Origin of the sequence: Agarivorans sp. B2Z047, assembly GCF_023373605.1 — a bacterium.
Lineage (GTDB): Bacteria > Pseudomonadota > Gammaproteobacteria > Enterobacterales > Celerinatantimonadaceae > Agarivorans > Agarivorans albus.
This window is the reverse complement of sequence record NZ_CP088080.1, coordinates 2,584,274-2,602,622: the sequence shown is the minus strand read 5'-3', so window position 1 is coordinate 2,602,622 and position 18,349 is coordinate 2,584,274. Positions and strand designations below refer to the sequence as shown.

Annotated in this window: 16 protein-coding genes; 10 read left to right on the top strand and 6 right to left on the bottom strand. The window is 43.6% G+C overall.

Annotated features, from left to right (window positions below; all coding sequences use genetic code 11):
• Window positions 1–4: 4 nt before the first annotated feature.
• Complete coding sequence (locus LQZ07_RS12050) at window positions 5–2,533, bottom strand: DNA translocase FtsK (protein WP_371923307.1); 2,529 nt, start codon at window positions 2,531–2,533, stop codon at window positions 5–7.
• Window positions 2,534–2,652: 119 nt separating this feature from the next.
• Window positions 2,653–3,141, bottom strand: a complete 489-nt coding sequence (lrp, locus tag LQZ07_RS12045) for a leucine-responsive transcriptional regulator Lrp (protein ID WP_040306996.1) — start codon at window positions 3,139–3,141, stop codon at window positions 2,653–2,655.
• Between the two features lie 418 nt (window positions 3,142–3,559).
• Between lrp and trxB the strand changes: the two genes are divergently transcribed.
• The 4 genes from trxB to infA all read left to right on the top strand — a co-directional run bounded on the left by trxB (window position 3,560) and on the right by infA (window position 6,289).
• A complete protein-coding gene (gene trxB / locus LQZ07_RS12040) occupies window positions 3,560–4,516 on the top strand; it encodes a thioredoxin-disulfide reductase (RefSeq protein WP_152782587.1) in 957 nt (318 codons plus the stop codon).
• Window positions 4,517–4,614: 98 nt separating this feature from the next.
• The gene (gene aat / locus LQZ07_RS12035; RefSeq protein WP_249483676.1) at window positions 4,615–5,304 is read left to right on the top strand and encodes a leucyl/phenylalanyl-tRNA--protein transferase; all 690 of its coding nucleotides are present in this window, start codon (window positions 4,615–4,617) and stop codon (window positions 5,302–5,304) included.
• Window positions 5,304–5,987 (top strand): arginyltransferase, encoded by a 684-nt coding sequence (locus LQZ07_RS12030; RefSeq protein ID WP_152782585.1) that lies wholly within the window; start codon window positions 5,304–5,306, stop codon window positions 5,985–5,987. The genes aat and LQZ07_RS12030 overlap by 1 nt, the downstream gene beginning before the upstream one ends.
• 83 nt (window positions 5,988–6,070) lie before the next feature.
• On the top strand, window positions 6,071–6,289 hold the full coding sequence (gene infA / locus LQZ07_RS12025; protein WP_016401030.1) for a translation initiation factor IF-1: 219 nt from the start codon (window positions 6,071–6,073) through the stop codon (window positions 6,287–6,289).
• 73 nt (window positions 6,290–6,362) lie between these two features.
• On the opposite strand, the gene clpA is transcribed toward infA, so the two are convergent.
• Together clpA and clpS are read right to left on the bottom strand one after the other, a co-directional pair.
• Window positions 6,363–8,612 (bottom strand): ATP-dependent Clp protease ATP-binding subunit ClpA, encoded by a 2,250-nt coding sequence (gene clpA / locus LQZ07_RS12020; RefSeq protein ID WP_152782583.1) that lies wholly within the window; start codon window positions 8,610–8,612, stop codon window positions 6,363–6,365.
• A gap of 35 nt (window positions 8,613–8,647) precedes the next feature.
• Window positions 8,648–8,965, bottom strand: coding sequence for an ATP-dependent Clp protease adapter ClpS (gene clpS, locus LQZ07_RS12015; RefSeq protein ID WP_016401032.1), 318 nt, complete (start codon window positions 8,963–8,965; stop codon window positions 8,648–8,650).
• 193 nt (window positions 8,966–9,158) lie between these two features.
• Between clpS and cspD the strand changes: the two genes are divergently transcribed.
• Window positions 9,159–9,374, top strand: a complete 216-nt coding sequence (cspD, locus tag LQZ07_RS12010; protein WP_016401033.1) for a cold shock domain-containing protein CspD — start codon at window positions 9,159–9,161, stop codon at window positions 9,372–9,374.
• A gap of 128 nt (window positions 9,375–9,502) precedes the next feature.
• On the opposite strand, the gene LQZ07_RS12005 is transcribed toward cspD, so the two are convergent.
• A complete protein-coding gene (locus LQZ07_RS12005; protein WP_152782581.1) occupies window positions 9,503–11,725 on the bottom strand; it encodes an NADP-dependent isocitrate dehydrogenase in 2,223 nt (740 codons plus the stop codon).
• A 213-nt stretch (window positions 11,726–11,938) separates the two neighbouring features.
• On the opposite strand from LQZ07_RS12005, the gene LQZ07_RS12000 reads away from it, so the two are divergent.
• The 5 genes from LQZ07_RS12000 to LQZ07_RS11980 all read left to right on the top strand — a co-directional run bounded on the left by LQZ07_RS12000 (window position 11,939) and on the right by LQZ07_RS11980 (window position 16,465).
• On the top strand, window positions 11,939–12,571 hold the full coding sequence (locus tag LQZ07_RS12000) for a pseudouridine synthase (protein WP_152782579.1): 633 nt from the start codon (window positions 11,939–11,941) through the stop codon (window positions 12,569–12,571).
• A gap of 76 nt (window positions 12,572–12,647) precedes the next feature.
• Window positions 12,648–13,751: a tRNA 2-thiouridine(34) synthase MnmA gene (gene mnmA / locus LQZ07_RS11995; protein ID WP_152782577.1), complete on the top strand. Its 1,104-nt coding sequence runs from the start codon at window positions 12,648–12,650 to the stop codon at window positions 13,749–13,751.
• A gap of 3 nt (window positions 13,752–13,754) precedes the next feature.
• Window positions 13,755–14,381 carry a high frequency lysogenization protein HflD gene (gene hflD / locus LQZ07_RS11990; protein WP_152782575.1) on the top strand — a complete coding sequence of 209 codons (627 nt, stop codon included), beginning with the start codon at window positions 13,755–13,757 and terminating at the stop codon, window positions 14,379–14,381.
• 18 nt (window positions 14,382–14,399) lie between these two features.
• Window positions 14,400–15,767 (top strand): adenylosuccinate lyase, encoded by a 1,368-nt coding sequence (purB, locus tag LQZ07_RS11985; RefSeq protein WP_152782573.1) that lies wholly within the window; start codon window positions 14,400–14,402, stop codon window positions 15,765–15,767.
• A 368-nt stretch (window positions 15,768–16,135) separates the two neighbouring features.
• Entirely contained in the window at window positions 16,136–16,465 is a 330-nt protein-coding gene (locus LQZ07_RS11980) for a hypothetical protein (RefSeq protein WP_152782571.1), read from the top strand.
• Between the two features lie 124 nt (window positions 16,466–16,589).
• On the opposite strand, the gene LQZ07_RS11975 is transcribed toward LQZ07_RS11980, so the two are convergent.
• On the bottom strand, window positions 16,590–18,179 hold the full coding sequence (locus LQZ07_RS11975; protein ID WP_152782569.1) for an ABC-F family ATPase: 1,590 nt from the start codon (window positions 18,177–18,179) through the stop codon (window positions 16,590–16,592).
• Window positions 18,180–18,349 lie beyond the last annotated feature (170 nt).

Sequence of the window (18,349 nt, the reverse complement as noted above, 5' to 3'; positions counted from 1 at the left end):
TCTCTTAGTCAATTCTCACTGGAGGCGGCGCGATAACTTCCCGGTTACCGTTATGACCTGGTGCACTAACAATGCCCTGAGCTTCCATTTGCTCAACGATTCGAGCGGCACGGTTATAACCAATTTTAAACTTACGCTGTACGCCAGATACCGAGCCACGGCGTGTTTCTGTAACGTGCATAACAGCTTGATCAAACAAAGCATCTAACTCTTCATCAGACTCAGCTACTTCACCTGGCAGCATAGCATCGGGACCTGCTTCACCATTCAATATTTCATCAATGTAATCAGGCTCGCCACGCTCTTTCCAAGCCGAAACCACAGCATGTACTTCGTGATCGTCCACAAATGCGCCGTGAACACGGGTTGGCACACCAGTGCCAGCCGGCAAATAAAGCATATCTCCCATACCTAGCAAGGTTTCAGCGCCTTGCTGGTCTAAAATGGTACGCGAATCAATACGGCTAGAAACTTGGAATGCCATACGAGTTGGAATATTCGCTTTAATTAGACCGGTAATAACATCTACCGATGGTCGCTGAGTAGCCAACACCAAATGAATACCTGCCGCACGGGCTTTTTGTGCAATACGTGCAATTAACTCTTCAACTTTTTTACCAACAATCATCATCATGTCGGCAAATTCGTCAATGATAACCACAATATGAGGCAGTTTTTCTAAGGTTGGCGCAGTTTCAGCCATACTGTCTTCGGGCTTCCACAATGGATCAACAATTGGGTTGCCGGACTCAATAGCATCCACCACTTTTTGGTTGAAGCCTTTAAGGTTTCGTACACCCATTGCAGACATTAACTTATAGCGTCTTTCCATTTCGCCGACACACCAACGTAAAGCATTCGCCGCTTCTTTCATGTCGGTAACAACTTCAGACAACAAATGAGGAATACCCTCGTAAACTGAAAGCTCCAACATCTTGGGGTCGATCATAATCATCCGAACATCTTCTGGTGTTGATTTATACAGAAGACTCACAATCATTACGTTTACGCCCACCGACTTACCAGAACCAGTAGTACCTGCAACTAACAAGTGAGGCATTTTTGCCAAATCAGCGACCACCGGTTGACCGGCGATATCTTTGCCTAACACCATAGCTAGAGGCGACTTTGACTGATGGAAGGTACTGCTATCAATAACTTCGCTAAGATAAACAATCTCACGATAACGGTTAGGTAATTCTAATCCAATCACCGACTTACCAGGTATCACTTCCACTACCCGCACGCTAATAGCAGACAGCGCGCGTGCTAAATCTTTAGACAAGTTAGTAATTTTGCTAACTTTAACACCTGGCGCTAAATCGAGCTCAAATCGGGTAATTACTGGGCCTGGATGAACGGCAACTACTGATGCTTGAATATTAAAATCAAGCAGCTTTGCTTCAACCAAACGAGAAACTTGCTCCAATTCTTCTGGTGAAATTGGGTTAGCTTTTTTGTCGGGTCTATCCAATAAATTCATATCAGGTAAACGGCTTAACCTTGGTTGAGCAGGTTTTACCGGCGCTGCGGGTTTAGCTGCAGGCGGTTTAGCTACTGCGACAGTTTCACCGTCAAAGGGAATATCTGGCATGGGCTCAGGAGCGGTATCATCGATTATCACACTTGGTGGATCAATCGCTTCGTCTTCGTAAGCAAATTCAATATCTTCTTTAGCCTGTGGCAACTCTGCCTCAAAGTCACTGTCCATGGAGAAACTAGGCTCAACAGCAACAGAGGTTTCTGGTTTTGAGTAAACAGTTTGCTCGAGCGTTGGCTCTTGATATGTATTTTGCTCTTCAACAAAATCCTGTTGAAGTTTAGCATCACCTACAGATAAATCACTTTGAGCTGGTTCTTGTGATGAAGACTCAGTAGCAAAATCTCTCATAAGAACATCTTGCTCTAACTCGCGCTGTTTTTTATTACGTAAACGTTCAGGAAAGCTCACTATTGCACGGTAAGTTGAGTTAAGGCCCCCACCAAGTTGCTCTACAAACTGAACCCAAGATTGACCGGTAAACAAGGTAATACCACCGGCAAAAACGGCTAATAAAATAATGCTAGTGCCAAGCAAGCCAAACACTGGAATCATTAGCTGAGTGAAGATATCTCCCACTAAGCCTCCTGAAGAAAAGAAATGAAAATCATCAATATGAATGCTCGCTAGCGTGGTTAAGCTAACGAAGGTGAATACAAAGCCAATTAACCTTAGACCTAAGGTGAAGAAGTTTACTTGGGCTACCGGACAAGGGCGCCAAAACAAGGCCCAAGCCAACAAACCACAAATAAACGGCATGCTATAAGCCATAAAACCAAAACTAAACAACAGTAAGTCGGCAAACCAAGCACCAGAACTTCCCGCAGCATTAGCAATACTTTGCTGACCAGCAGTTTGCGACCAACTAGGATCGCTTGGATTAAAACTTAATAAGGCTACCATTAGGTAAACACCTAAAGCGCCCATTGCGATGGCACACACTTCCGCAATTCGAGCAAAGCCAGACAATTTGCTGTCTGTAGTATCTGTCACAAGCGTTCCCTTGAACTAAAAATATCCAATAATTATTCTGTTTGTCTAAAAACAAAACAAGCGGCTATAGCCGCTTGTTTAACTTTATCAAAAATGAATTGGAGGGGGAAACGACTCCGTTAGTTTTTGATAACTAGTCGATTACTCTGCTTCACTTCTTCCATCACTACGTAAGTACGGGTGTCGTTAACACCAGGTAGGCGCAACAAGGTTTCACCTAACAACTTACGGTAAGCAGACATATCTGCTACGCGGGTCTTTAATAGATAATCAAAATCACCTGACACTAAGTGACATTCTTGAATTTCTTCAAGCTGTTGCACAGCATGATTAAATTGTTCGAATACGTCAGGAGCACCGCGATTCAACGTGATTTCAACAAAAACCAGTAGCGAAGCGTCTAAGTATTGAGGGTTTAGAATAGCAGTGTAACCAGTAATGTAACCTTGGCGCTCTAAACGTCTAACCCTTTCTAGACAAGGTGTAGGGCTAAGGCCTACACGTTTTGAAAGTTCCACATTCGATATGCGGCCATCTTTTTGCAACTCATTAAGTATGTTGCGATCAATACGATCCAGTTCCTTCATTGGTCGACCTTTTGCTTCCATTAATGGTGATACGATTGTTGTCCCTAAGCACACCTAGTTGTGCTGACTTTTTATGCATTAATACTTGAGGTAATTGCATAAATTATGTGAATATCCTTTCACACATAAATAAGTCATTCCAAGCGAGATGCAGAGCTAAAACCCAAGCCAATAGACTTTTTTAAACTTTTGTCTTATCCCTGAGCATTATTTATTCCACAAAATGCACGGACTATCAAGTAAAAAGCCGAATTAAAGGCTAGATAAATACGCATATCCATATAAAGTTTTATTATTTGGTAGGAATAACGAAGCCTATTATGCTGTGTCCAACAAACTTCTACTTTGTATAAAGCGCACTTTTTTCGCTTTATTACGCTTGATTTCGGATTTTGTACCCTCATATATCAAGCAAGAACTTTAAGGAATTGTAGCAATCATGAGCAATGCAAAACACCACAAACTAATTATCCTAGGCTCTGGCCCAGCAGGTTACACTGCAGCTGTATATGCGGCGCGCGCCAACTTAAACCCAGTGCTTATTACCGGCATTCAGCAAGGCGGCCAGCTGACCACAACCACTGAAGTTGAAAACTGGCCAGGTGATGCAGAAGGTTTAACAGGCCCTGCCCTAATGGAGCGTATGCAAGCTCACGCTGAGAAATTTGAAACCGAGATTGTATTTGACCATATCAACGAAGTTGACTTCAAAGAGAAGCCATACAAGCTTAAAGGCGATAGTGGCGAATACACTTGTGATGCGTTGATTATTGCAACTGGTGCATCAGCCAAATACTTAGGCCTACCTTCAGAAGAAGCGTTTAAAGGTAAAGGGGTTTCTGCTTGTGCTACTTGTGATGGTTTCTTCTACCGTAACCAAAAAGTAGCAGTTGTTGGCGGTGGTAACACGGCTGTTGAAGAAGCCTTGTACTTATCAAACATTGCGTCAGAGGTGCACTTAATTCACCGTCGTGAAGAGTTCCGCAGTGAAAAAATCCTCACTAAGCGTTTAATGGATAAAGTAGCTAACGGCAACATCGTATTGCACTTAAACCAAACTCTGGATGAAGTGTTAGGAGATGAAATGGGTGTAACCGGTGTACGTACTAAGAACGTACAAGATGGCACAAGCCAAGATATCGATGTTATGGGTGCCTTTATTGCTATTGGTCACCAACCAAACACCGGTATATTTGAAGGCCAATTAGAGATGAAAGATGGTTATCTCACTATCCAGTCTGGCACCGAAGGCAATGCAACTCAAACCAGCATTCCAGGCATTTACGCTGCAGGCGATGTAGCTGACCACATCTACCGTCAAGCCATTACCTCTGCTGGAGCAGGTTGTATGGCGGCCTTAGATGCTGAGCGATACTTAGACAGCCTAAACGACTAAGTAATAACTGAGCCGGTTGTAAAACCGGCTTTTTTATATCAACAATCGTTTTAATATTGATATACTTAATAGAGACATTGTAAAAGCTATAAGTGCCTGTGCAACCAGTATTCCTAGAACTAAATCGCCCCTTCCCTTCTCCAAATAATGCCTTAGACGATCCTAATGGTTTGTTAGCCATTGGTGCAGATCTTAGTCCACGAAGATTAATCGCAGCCTACGATAACGGCATCTTCCCTTGGTTTAGTGATGACCAACCCGTTTTATGGTGGAGCCCTAATCCTCGAATCGGCCTAGACCTATCCGTGCATACCGTAAATAAAAGCATGCAAAAATTCATGCGTAAAACCTCGTTACAAGTTAGCGTGAATCGTGACTTTTCACAGGTTATTAAACGTTGTGCAGCCTTACGCACTGATGAAACATGGATAAACTCAGACATGATTAAGGCCTATATTGCCTTACATCAACTAGGCCGCGCCCATTCAGTAGAGGTTTGGAAAAATGATGAATTAGTGGGTGGATTATACGGCGTTCTAGTTGGAAAAATATTTTGCGGTGAGTCAATGTTTCATACCGAAACTAACGCATCTAAGCTGGCTTTTCACAGTTTTTGCCACCACTTTAAACAACATGGCGGCATATACATCGATGGGCAAGTTGAGAACCCCCACCTGATAAGTTTAGGTATGCAAGCTATCGGAAGAGAAAACTTTTTAGATTTACTTTGTAAGCACAAAGATGACCAGGTAAATCTAAACTGCTGGCACCAACAGGAAATCTTTTAATGCAACTGCCAGTAGGTTTGAGCCAAGTAAACAATTGCCCTTACTTAGATGAACAACAAGAGCAGTTGTGCTTTTTACTTTGTGATGATGAACAGAAATCAGCCTACTATTCACAATTGTTGGAGCTTGGCTTTCGACGCAGCGGCAATGAGATATACCGCCCAGCTTGCAGTGCCTGTAATCAATGCCAATCATTAAGAGTTAAAGTGGCTGACTTTAGCCCTAGCAAATCTCAAAAGCGAATTCTAAACAAAGCCAAGCAGCTTACACTTCGTTGGCAGCTCCAACTCGATCAAGATGACTATCAACTTTATGCCCGCTATATCGAAGCACGGCATAGAGAAGGAAGCATGTACCCACCAAATGAAAAAGCCTTCTTCGAATTTTTACAATGCGATTGGTCGAGCACTCAATACCTAAAATTATTTCATAATGAACAATTAGTCGCGGTGTGTGTTACTGATGTTTTCTCAAAGGCATTAAGTGCTGTTTATACATTCTTCGATCCATACTTAGATAAACTTTCGTTAGGGAATCTAGCGGTTTTAATGCAAATTCACCAAGCTAAACAACAAGGCAAAGACTGGTTATATTTAGGTTACCAGGTGGATGAGTGCAGAAAAATGAACTACAAACGGAACTATTTGCCACATCAACGATTTATTAACAGTAAATGGCAATAAATTTAGAGGATAAACTTTACACAAGGCAGTAAATCTGGCATCCTCCCTGCGTTTTTATAAGTGCGTGTCAAACAGAGGACTCAATGGCGAAAGAAGACAATATTGAAATGCAAGGCACAGTGTTAGACACCTTGCCTAACACAATGTTCCGTGTAGAACTAGAAAACGGACATGTTGTTACTGCCCACATTTCTGGAAAAATGCGTAAAAACTACATCCGCATTTTGACCGGAGATAAAGTTACGGTTCAATTAACACCGTACGACTTGTCAAAAGGGCGCATTGTTTTCCGCGCGCGCTAATCCGCAATTGTTGTATACAACAATTAAAAAGCCAGCTAATAGCTGGCTTTTTTGATTGTAGTTACTGTGCAAATTAAACTTCAGCAACTTCATCTTCATATTGAAAATCTAGCTTGCCATCTTTGATACCAACATCGACGTGTCCGCCATCATTCAAGCGCCCAAACAATATCTCGTTCGCTAATGGTTTACGAAGTTGTTCTCGAATAACTCGAGACATAGGTCTTGCACCCATAGCTTTGTCGTAACCTTGTTCAGACAACCACAAGCGTGCTTCGGCATTTACTTCCATTGACACGCCGTTAGCGTCGAGCTGAGCTTGCAGTTCAACAATAAATTTATCCACGACTTGCTCGATAATGGTTTCATCTAAGTGATTGAACCAAATAATGTTATCTAAGCGGTTTCTAAACTCAGGAGCAAAGATGCGATTAATTTCATCCATGGCATCAAAACTCATATCCTGCTCTTTAAAACCAATAGCAGAGCGTTGAGTTTCTTTAACCCCGGCGTTACTGGTCATAACCAAGATCACGTTACGGAAGTCAGCATGGCGGCCATTGTTATCGGTTAGCGTACCGTGATCCATTACTTGTAATAACAAGTTAAATACATCTTCGTGTGCTTTTTCAATTTCATCCAGCAACACCACACAATGCGGGTGCTTTAACACGGCATCAGTAAGCAAGCCACCTTGGTCGTAACCCACGTAGCCAGGAGGCGCACCAATCAAGCGAGAAACCGCATGGCGCTCCATATACTCAGACATATCAAAACGAATTAACTCTACGCCTAAGGCCTTGGCAAGTTGCTGAGTCACCTCAGTTTTACCTACACCGGTAGGGCCGGCAAACAAGAATGAACCCACTGGTTTTTGCTCTGCCCCTAAACCCGAACGATTCAAACGAATGGCATCAACTAATACGTCGATGGCAGGATCTTGACCAAACACCACCATCTTCAAGGTTTCATTTAAGCTACGCAGTGTTTCTCTATCAGAAGAAGATACCTTTGCTTCAGGAATACGAGCAATCTTGGCAACAATGGCTTCAATATCCCCTGCCCCAATGGTTTTCTTGCGGCGGCTAACGGGTAACATCCGCATGCTTGCACCGGCTTCATCAATCACGTCAATCGCCTTATCTGGCAAATGACGTTCGTTAATGTACTTAGCGGCAAGTTCAGCAGCACTGCGCATGGCTTGTTTGGTGTAACGTACATCGTGGTGAGCTTCGTAACGGCTTTTTAAGCCCAACAAAATCTTAGTGGTATCTTCAATTGTTGGCTCTACTACATCAACTTTTTGGAAGCGACGTGCAAGTGCGCGGTCTTTCTCAAAAATTTGATTGTACTCTTGGTAAGTAGTTGAACCCACACAACGCAATAAACCATTGCTTAACAAAGGTTTAATTAAGTTTGCTGCGTCTAATTGACCACCCGATGCTGCACCCGCACCAATAATGGTATGAATTTCATCGATAAACAAAATGGCGTTTTCGGCATTTTCAAGCTGTTTTAATAATGCTTTGAAACGTTTTTCAAAATCGCCACGGTATTTAGTCCCAGCTAGCAGCGATCCGATATCTAAGGAATAGATAGTGGCGTCTTTAATCACATCTGGCACATCTTCGTGAACAATCCGATAAGCTAAGCCTTCTGCAATAGCGGTTTTACCTACTCCGGCTTCCCCCACTAATAGTGGGTTATTTTTACGGCGACGACACAATACTTGAATGGTGCGAGATAATTCTTTATCACGGCCAATCAGTGGATCGATTTTGCCTTTAAGCACTAAGTGATTAAGGTTGCTGGCAAAGCTTTCTAGCTGCTTAGTTTCTTCAGACTGAGCTTCGGTATCGGCAGGGCTTTGTTCAGCGCTAGGTTCTTCATCTTTACGAATGCCATGAGAGATAAAGTTAACCACGTCTAAACGGCTAATATCGGCCTTCTTAAGGAAATAAACGGCTTGGCTCTCTTGTTCGCTAAATATGGCAACCAAAACATTGGCACCACTTACTTCACTATTTCCAGAAGATTGAACATGAAAAACGGCCCGTTGGAGAACCCGCTGAAAACCTAGGGTTGGTTGCGTCTCGCGCTCTCCATCGTCCTCAGGAATTACTGGGGTAGTTTGTTCAATGAAACTGCTTAACTCTTGGTGAAGCTGGTTGAGGTTAGCCCCACAAGCGACTAGGGCTTCCTTGGCGGCAGAGTTTTCTAATAAACCCAACAACAAGTGCTCTACCGTCATGAATTCGTGTTGTTGCTGTCTTGCTTCTTTAAACGCCTGGTTTAAAGTTTGTTCCAACTCTTTATTTAGCATGCATAGGCCCCCTAAAGACAATCAATACTACTTAGCTATGCTTTCTCCATAGTGCACATCAAGGGATGGTCATTTTGTTTGGCATAACTATTTACTTGTGCAGCTTTGGTTTCAGCTACTTCGGCCGTGAAAACCCCACAAACTCCTTTACCTTTGTAATGAATGGTAAGCATTATTTGGGTTGCTTTGTCCAAATCCATATTAAAATACAACTGCAACACCTCAATAACGAACTCCATAGGAGTATAGTCGTCATTATTTAAAACCACCTTATACATTGGTGGGGGTGCCGTCTCACTTTTTGCTTGTTTGGTTATTTCTTCTACATCTAACCAATCAGATAATTTGCTCATAAAAACTATAGTAGTAAAAACGCGTCTCTGTTCTCAACATAACCGCTTTGAGTTAACAAGGCTAGTAGAAAAGTACTCTGAAAACTTGACTGTAGTAAATATTTTACTAAATTGTTAAACAGCTGACTCAAAGTTGCGTCAAAAGTGACCAACTCGGTCAGTTTGGTAGATAAATTTAATAGGGATATGTCGTATGCCAAGCGGAACAGTTAAGTGGTTTAACAACGCAAAAGGATTTGGTTTTATTTGCCCGGATACAGGTGGAGAAGATATCTTCGCTCACTATTCGACGATTCAAATGGAAGGGTATCGCACCCTTAAAGCTGGCCAGCCAGTACAATTTGAAACTCAGCAAGGCCCCAAAGGTAGCCACGCAGTAAGCATTGTTTTCGACGACAGTCAAAACTAGCGCTCGCTGCAGCAGCTAAACAAAAAACCAGTCTTAACGACTGGTTTTTTATTGCGCGTTTGTAAATTTTATTTCAAACACAAAAAAGCCGATGGCTAAGCAGCGGCTTTTCTCAAATAAAGCTAAGCCTAACGTAAGCTATCAATAACATCGTTAAACAAGGCACTTGGGCGCATTGCTGCAGCTGCTTTAGTGCTATCAGGCTGGTAGTAACCGTTTAGGTCTACTGCAGGCCCTTGAGCGGCGTTTAGCTGCTCAACAATTTCAGCTTCTTGGCTTACTAACTTTTGCGCTACTTCAGCAAATATAGCTTTCAACTCTTGGTCATCATTTTGCTCTGCTAAGCACTGAGCCCAGTACAAACATAAGTAGAAATGACTACCGCGGTTATCTAACTCTTTCACCTTACGTGAAGGCGATTTGTTTTCATCCAAGAAAGTACCAGTAGCTTTATCAAGCGTACTCGCTAGTACCGCAGCTTTAGCATTGTTAGTTACTTGCCCTAGGTGCTCTAAAGATGCAGATAGAGCCAAGAACTCACCTAAAGAATCCCAACGTAGATGGTTTTCTTTTTCAAACTGCTGCACGTGCTTAGGCGCAGAACCGCCAGCACCGGTTTCGAACAAACCACCGCCGTTCATAAGCGGTACAATCGACAACATTTTAGCGGAAGTACCTAGCTCAAGAATTGGGAATAAATCGGTTAGGTAGTCACGTAGTACGTTACCCGTTACAGAAATAGTATCTAAGCCCTGCTTAACTCGCTCTAACGAGAATTGTGTCGCTTCGCTTGGGGCAAGTACTTTGATTTCTAAACCGCTAGTATCGTGTTCAGCTAAGTACTGCTCAACTTTGCTAATGAGTTGCGCATCGTGAGCACGATTTGCGTCTAACCAGAATACTGCTGGAGTATTAGTTAAGCGAGCGCGGTTAACCGCCAGTTTCACCCAATCACGGATTGGTGCATCTTTAACTTGGCACATTCTGAAAATGTCGCCTTGCTTAACCGCTTGGCTAAGTACAACTTGGCCATTTTGGTCAACAACTTCAACGGTACCAGCAGCTGGTGCAGTGAAGGTTTTATCGTGTGAACCGTACTCTTCAGCTTTTTGCGCCATTAAACCAACGTTAGCCACAGAGCCCATGGTCGTTGGGTTGAAAGCGCCATTTTCTTTACAGAAATCGATGGTTTGCTGGTAAACACTTGCGTAGCTGCGATCTGGGATAACCGCTTTAGTATCTTGTTGCTTGCCTTCTGCGTTCCACATTTGACCAGATGCGCGGATCATTGCAGGCATAGACGCATCAATAATTACATCGCTTGGTACGTGTAAGTTAGTGATGCCTTTATCTGAATCAACCATTGCTAGACCAGGGCGCTGCGCGTATACCGCGTCAATAGCGGCTTTAATATCTTCTTGCTTAGCTGCGTCTAACTGTTGAATTTTTGCATAAACATCACCTAAGCCATTGCTTACATCAACACCTAGCTCTTCAAACAGCTCGCCGTATTTAGCAAATACATCTTTAAAGAATACTTTAACAACATGACCAAAGATGATTGGGTCTGATACCTTCATCATGGTTGCTTTCATGTGTAGCGAGAACAAAATGCCTTTAGCTTTAGCATCTTCGATTTCAGCTTCAATAAAAGAAGAAAGCTCCGCAACGTTTAGTGCAGCAGCATCAATAACTTCGCCTGCTAATACTGGAAAAGCTTCTTTTAAGGTGATGGTTTCACCAGCTTCAGTTTTTAACTGAATAGCTACAGAGCCAGCTTCTTGGATAGTGGCAGAAACTTCGCTGCCGTAAAAATCACCTTGGCTCATGCTGGCAACATGGCTTAACGAATCTTTCGACCATGCCCCCATTGAATGCGGATTGTTACGCGCGTATTGCTTAACAGAACCAGGTGCACGGCGGTCTGAGTTACCTTCACGCAATACTGGGTTTACTGCACTACCTTTTACTTTGTCGTATTTGGCTTTAGCGTCACGCTCTTGATCATTGCTTGGCTCTTCTGGGTAATCTGGCAGCGCGTAACCTTGAGCTTGCAACTCTTTAATAGCCGCTTTTAATTGCGGAACAGAAGCACTGATATTAGGCAGCTTGATAATGTTAGCTTCTGGCTTTTTAGCTAATTCGCCTAGCTCAGCTAAGGCATCAGAAATCTGTTGTTGCTCGGTTAAACATTCAGGAAAGCTAGCAATAATTCGGCCGGCTAAAGAAATATCACGGGTTTCTACATCAACACCAGCAGCATTAGTAAACGCTTGTACAATAGGTAGCAGTGAATACGTGGCTAAGGCTGGCGCTTCGTCCGTTAAGGTATAAATAATCTTTGACGTCATGTCGGTCCCTAAAGTTGTGGTTGCTCTCGCGATGGCTGCCATTTCTATACAAATGATCGAGTCTGCGAGGTGGTTAGCAAGCAATAAAAAACTACAAAGTCTGTTTACTTATCTACTCACCGTCCAATAATTCGGCCAAAATAATAAACCATTTACAAACGCTTTAACATTGTTTTACTAGTGGTACATCCATTAGATGTTACAATTGCCGCCATGAATAAGTTTGCAAAACCCCAACAGTCGCGTCGTTTTAAACGAAAGGCTGAGACCAAATCAGTTAAACCGCTCAATGGCCCGCGCCGTTTAGTTCTGTTCAACAAACCCTTTGATGTACTTAGCCAATTTACTGATGGGCAAGGCAGAGCTACCTTAAAAGACTATGTCGACATTCCCGATGTATATGCCGCCGGCCGGTTAGACAGAGATAGTGAAGGTTTATTGCTGTTAACAAACGACGGAAAACTGCAACATAAACTCGCCAACCCTAAAGCTAAAACCGCAAAAACCTACTGGGTGCAAGTTGAAGGCGCGCCCAAAGATGCTGATTTGGAGCCCTTGCGTAAAGGCATAGTGCTAAAAGACGGCCCCTGTTTACCGGCCAAAGTAGCGCTTATGGATGAACCAAATTTATGGCCACGCAATCCACCAGTTCGAGAGCGTAAATCCATCCCAACAACTTGGTTAAGCATTAGCATTAAAGAAGGCCGAAATAGGCAGGTTCGGCGCATGACAGCAGCTATTGGCTTCCCCACCCTGCGCTTGGTTCGCTATCAAATTGGTCGCTATACCTTAGATGGAATAGACAACGGCAGTTACCAACAATTAGTAGGCGAAGACCTCTCCTAGAACTACATGCTGAAATGCTGTTTTCGTCACAGTTTTTCTGGTAGAATTCGCCGCAAATTTTTCCCAACAAGTTAGCATGAACTCAAACAACACTAAAAAAGTGATTGTCGGTATGTCCGGCGGCGTTGACTCTTCCGTTTCAGCCTACTTGCTTATTCAGCAAGGCTATCAGGTTGAAGGTCTTTTTATGAAGAACTGGGAAGAAGACGACAACAGCGAATATTGTGCAGCGGCAGAAGATTTAGCCGACGCTCAAGCTGTGTGTGACAAATTAGGTATTAAGCTACATACCATTAACTTCTCAGCAGAATACTGGGATAACGTATTTGAACACTTCCTCGAAGAGTACAAAGCGGGTCGCACGCCAAACCCAGACATTATGTGTAACAAGGAAATTAAGTTTAAGGCATTTTTGGAATTTGCCGCAGAAGAATTGTCTGCCGACTACATCGCCACTGGCCACTATGTGCAGCGCCGTTTTCAAGACGGACACTGGCAAATGCTACGCGGCCTAGACAGCAATAAAGATCAAAGCTACTTCTTGTATACACTAGAAGAAAAGCATATCGCCCAAACACTCTTCCCAGTAGGTGAAATAGAAAAGCCAGAAGTGCGCCGCATTGCCAAAGAACAAGGCCTTATCACCGCCAACAAAAAAGACTCTACCGGGATCTGCTTTATTGGTGAGCGTAAGTTTACTGACTTCCTAGCACAATACCTACCGGCTCAACCGGGTGATATAGAAACCTGTGAAGGCAAAGTAATTGGTAAGCACCAAGGATTGATGTACCACACTCTGGGCCAACGTAAAGGTTTAGGCATTGGCGGCACCAAAGACGGTGACGAGACTCCTTGGTACACCGTAGATAAAGACATTGAACGCAACGTGCTTATTGTTGGCCAAGGGCACGATCACCCTCGCCTAAAATCACGTGCACTTATCGCAGGCCAATTACATTGGGTAGACCGCAAAACCATCACCAAAGAACTACGTTGTAGCGTTAAAATTCGTTACCGCCAGCAAGACGTTGCCTGCACCATTATCCCGCGTGAAAACGACGAAATTGAAGTTGTATTCGATGAGCCGCAAATAGCGGTTACTCCAGGACAATCAGCAGTATTTTATCTAAACGAAGTATGTTTAGGCGGCGGTATCATTGAACAAAAGATTGGCCTATAGCCTATGAGCAATGCAATCAACGACCGCGTTATCGCTTTTGCTGGGATCTGCCAAGCCGCTAAACTGGTGCAAGACGTAGCCAGAACCAGCAACTGCGAGGAAGCAGGTTTAAAAACCAGCTTAGGTAGTATTCTAATTACCAACCCCAACGAAACCGTTGAGGTATTTGGTTCCCTAGAACAACTCAAACTAGGCCTAGGTGTAATGAGCGGCCAACTGAGCAACCAACAAGAAAAGCGTAACGCCGAAATCACGCGTTACCTGGTTAGCTTGTTAGCCCTTGAGCGCCGTTTAAATAAACGCCCAGACTTAATGAACATGATGGGCGAACGCATTGGCCAACTAGATAGACAACTACAGCATTTTGATTTGCTCGACCAACAAGTTCTGGGCGGAATTGCCGACATTTACAGCGACATTATTAGCCCGCTTGGTCCGCGTATTCAAGTAGCCGGAAACGTGAGTTACTTACAGCAACCAGTAGTACAACATAAAGTTCGCGCGCTACTGTTAGCCGGTATTCGCGCCAGCGTATTGTGGCGCCAGTTAGGCGGCCAACGACGCCAGCTACTGTTTTCACGTAAAAACTACTTACAGCAAACAATACAACTTTTACACACCATTGATTAGTTAATTTAGGAGATCACCATGGAACTGTCGGCCTTGACAGCCATTTCCCCGATAGACGGACGCTACGGGGATAAAACTTCTGAACTACGTAGTATTTTTAGCGAGTTTGGCTTAATTAAATACCGCGTACGAGTAGAAATTCGTTGGTTACAAAAACTTGCTCAACAGCAAAACATTGCTGAAGTACCAAGCTTCTCTCCTGAAGCTATCGCGTTTCTAGATAGCATTAACGACAACTTTAGCGAAGCAGACGCTGCACGCGTTAAAGAAATTGAACGAACCACCAACCACGACGTAAAAGCGGTTGAGTACTTCTTAAAAGAAAAAGTAGCGGCAAATGCTGAGCTTGATGCTGTATCAGAGTTCATCCACTTTGCTTGTACTTCTGAAGACATTAACAACCTTTCGCACGCGTTAATGCTTAACGAAGCGCGTAACGAAGTATTAGTGCCTTACCTACAAAAGCTTATTGATTCAATCACAGAGCTAGCAAAAGAGCTACGTGCAACCCCGTTACTTTCACGCACCCACGGCCAACCGGCTTCGCCAAGCACCATGGGCAAAGAAATGGCCAACGTAGTTGCTCGTTTACGTCGCCAGCTTAAGCAAATTGAAGCAGTAGAAGTACTGGGTAAAATTAACGGCGCTGTAGGTAACTACAACGCCCACATCTCAGCTTACCCAGAAGTAGACTGGCACCAGTTCTCAGAAGAATTTGTTACCAGCCTAGGTGTACAATGGAACCCATACACTACGCAGATTGAGCCGCACGATTACATCGCCGAGCTATACGATGCCATCGCTCGCTTCAACACTATCTTGCTAGACTTTGACCGCGACATTTGGGGTTACATTTGCCTAGGTCACTTTAAGCAAAAAACCATTGCTGGTGAAATTGGCTCATCAACGATGCCGCACAAAGTTAACCCAATCGACTTTGAAAACTCAGAAGGCAACCTAGGTATCGCTAACGCCTTGTTTGGCCACCTAGCCGCTAAACTACCTGTTTCTCGTTGGCAGCGTGACCTTACCGACTCAACGGTATTGCGTAACCTTGGTGTAGCCATGGGTTACTCGTTAATCGCCTATCAAGCCACCCTTAAAGGTGTGAGCAAGCTACAAGTAAACGAAGAAAACTTGCTTAGCGATTTAGATAGCAACTGGGAAGTTTTAGCCGAGCCAGTGCAAACCGTTATGCGCCGCTACGGCATCGAAAAGCCTTACGAGAAGTTAAAAGAACTTACTCGTGGTAAGCGTGTAGACGCACAAGCCATGCGTGAATTTATCGATGGTTTAGACATGCCAGAATCAGCCAAAGACGAGCTGAAGAAAATGACCCCTGCCAACTACATTGGTGATGCGGTTAAGCTAGTAGAACAGCTGTAATAACTACTGCCTGAAGCCTCTCGCTTAAGGCCTAGTTAATGCCAAAAGCCACAACAGATGTTGTGGCTTTTTTATTTGCCTTACTTCACTAAATTTCTCTATTCAATCCAGCTACAGGCAAAATCACCAGCAACGTAACGCAGAGCAATCACTGGCCATACACAGTATTATCTCTTTTTAGCGCTTTAGAACTAATAAATTAGATAGATTGTGCGCGTTTAGCCTTGAGCTGAAAAAAATACAAGCGTAATGAGCCTTATTCTTAATTCTTCACTCAATTCAAATAATTAGCTATGCGCGTTTTCACTGGTCTAACAAGGTAAACGCGCATGCGCAATATATAAATGTTAAAACTCAAGGAGTAGATAATGCATAAAACTATAATCAGCATAATGATCTTATTCACATTCTCATTAGGTGCTGTGGCAGCCCCGATTAAAGGAAGCGGTGCAACCAGCTGCGGAAGCTGGTTAAAGGAAAGGCGCAATGGCACCTATGCAATCGATTTAAACTGGGTTCTCGGTTTTATCAGTGCTTACAATCATTACCTTGAATCAAGCACAACTGGCAATGGAGTATATGGGTCTACCGACATAGAAGGCATAGCGGCATGGATGGATAACTATTGTAGCAGCAATCCATTAAGCAATCCGTATACTGGATCGGTCAAACTAATTGAAGAGCTTCGTAGTAAGTAAGTTCTAATAAGTTGGTAAGCGGACCGCCCCAAGCAAGCTTGGGGCGGTCCGTTTACCAAAGCGTTAACTCTAAAACAAAAAAAAGCAGCCAATGGCTGCTTTTTATTAACTTCTATTTAAGCTGCTAGGCGTTTAAACCTTGGCTTTTTAAGTACTCTTCGTAAGTGCCGTGGAAGTCGACAATACCTTCTGGCGTCATTTCGATGATGCGCGTAGCAAGGCTTGATACAAACTCGCGGTCATGGCTTACAAATACCAAGGTGCCTGGGTAGTTTTCTAAGGCTAAGTTGAGTGACTCAATAGACTCCATGTCCAAGTGGTTGGTTGGCTCGTCCATCACCATAATGTTTGGCTTTTGCAAAATCATTTTGCCAAACAGCATACGTCCTTGCTCACCACCAGAGATTACCTTAACGGATTTGTTAATGTCTTGCTGTGAGAACAATAAGCGGCCTAAGGTGCCACGAATCACTTGCTCGTCGTCGCCCTCTTTACCCCATTGCCACATCCAGTCAATCAGGTTTTTATCTTCTTCAAAGTCGGCTGCATGATCCTGTGCATAGTAACCAAGTTGAGCATTTTCAGACCATTTAATGCTGCCACCAAAATCGGTATCGCCTACCAAACATTTAAGGAAGGTGGTTTTACCAATACCGTTGGGGCCAATTACCGCAATGCGCTCGCCTACTTCAACCATTAAGTCTAGATCTTTGAACAGGGTTTCTTCGTAGCTCTTCTCCAAACCTTCAATTTGTAAGGCTAAGCGGTGCAGCTTTTTCTCTTCTTCAAAACGAATGTAAGGGTTTTGGCGGCTAGAAGGTTTAACTTCGGCTAATTGAATTTTATCAATTTGCTTAGCACGAGAAGTAGCTTGCTTAGACTTAGAAGCATTAGCAGAGAAACGGCTAACAAAGGTTTTAAGCTCGGCAATTTGGGCTTTTTTCTTGGCGTTGTCCGACAACATTTGCTCGCGTGCTTGGGTAGCTGCGGTCATATACTCGTCGTAAGAACCAGGGAAAGTACGCAGCTCACCGTAATCCAAATCGGCCATGTGGGTACATACACTGTTTAAGAAGTGGCGGTCGTGCGAGATGATGATCATGGTGCAGTTACGCTCGTTTAGCACCCCTTCTAACCAACGAATGGTATTAATATCCAAGTTGTTGGTAGGCTCATCTAAAAGCATAATATCAGGCTCACCAAACAATACTTGGGCTAGCAATACACGCAGTTTCCAGCCAGGAGCTACTTCGCTCATTGGGCCGTAATGTTGCTCGATAGGAATACCAACACCTAGCAATAACTCACCTGCGCGAGCTTCGGCGGTGTAACCGTCCATTTCAGCAAACTCGGCTTCTAGCTCAGCTGCGCGAATGCCATCTTCTTCACTCATTTCTGGGTTGGCATAAATCGCGTCGCGCTCAGATTTAACTGCCCACAGTTCTTCGTAACCCATAATAACGGTATCGATAACCGCTTTATCTTCGTAAGCAAATTGGTCCTGCTTTAGCTTACCAATGCGCTCGTTTGGATCTTTAGATACATTGCCTGCACTTGGCTCTAAATCGCCACCCAATATTTTCATAAAGGTAGATTTACCACAGCCATTAGCGCCGATAAGACCATAACGGTTACCTTCGCCAAATTTAACTGAGACATTTTCGAACAATGGCTTTGCGCCAAATTGCATGGTGATATTAGAAGAAGTAAGCAATGTAAATATTCCGCTTGGTTACGTTACACCAGCATTTTGCTGGGTAATCTGATGGCTAAATTGTTTGGTCGCGCATTATGCCACAACTTGCTCAAACAACGCACATATTAAGACAAAGATCACATAAGCTTAGCCACTTTCCGCGAATACGCCGTAAAACTAAGCACTCA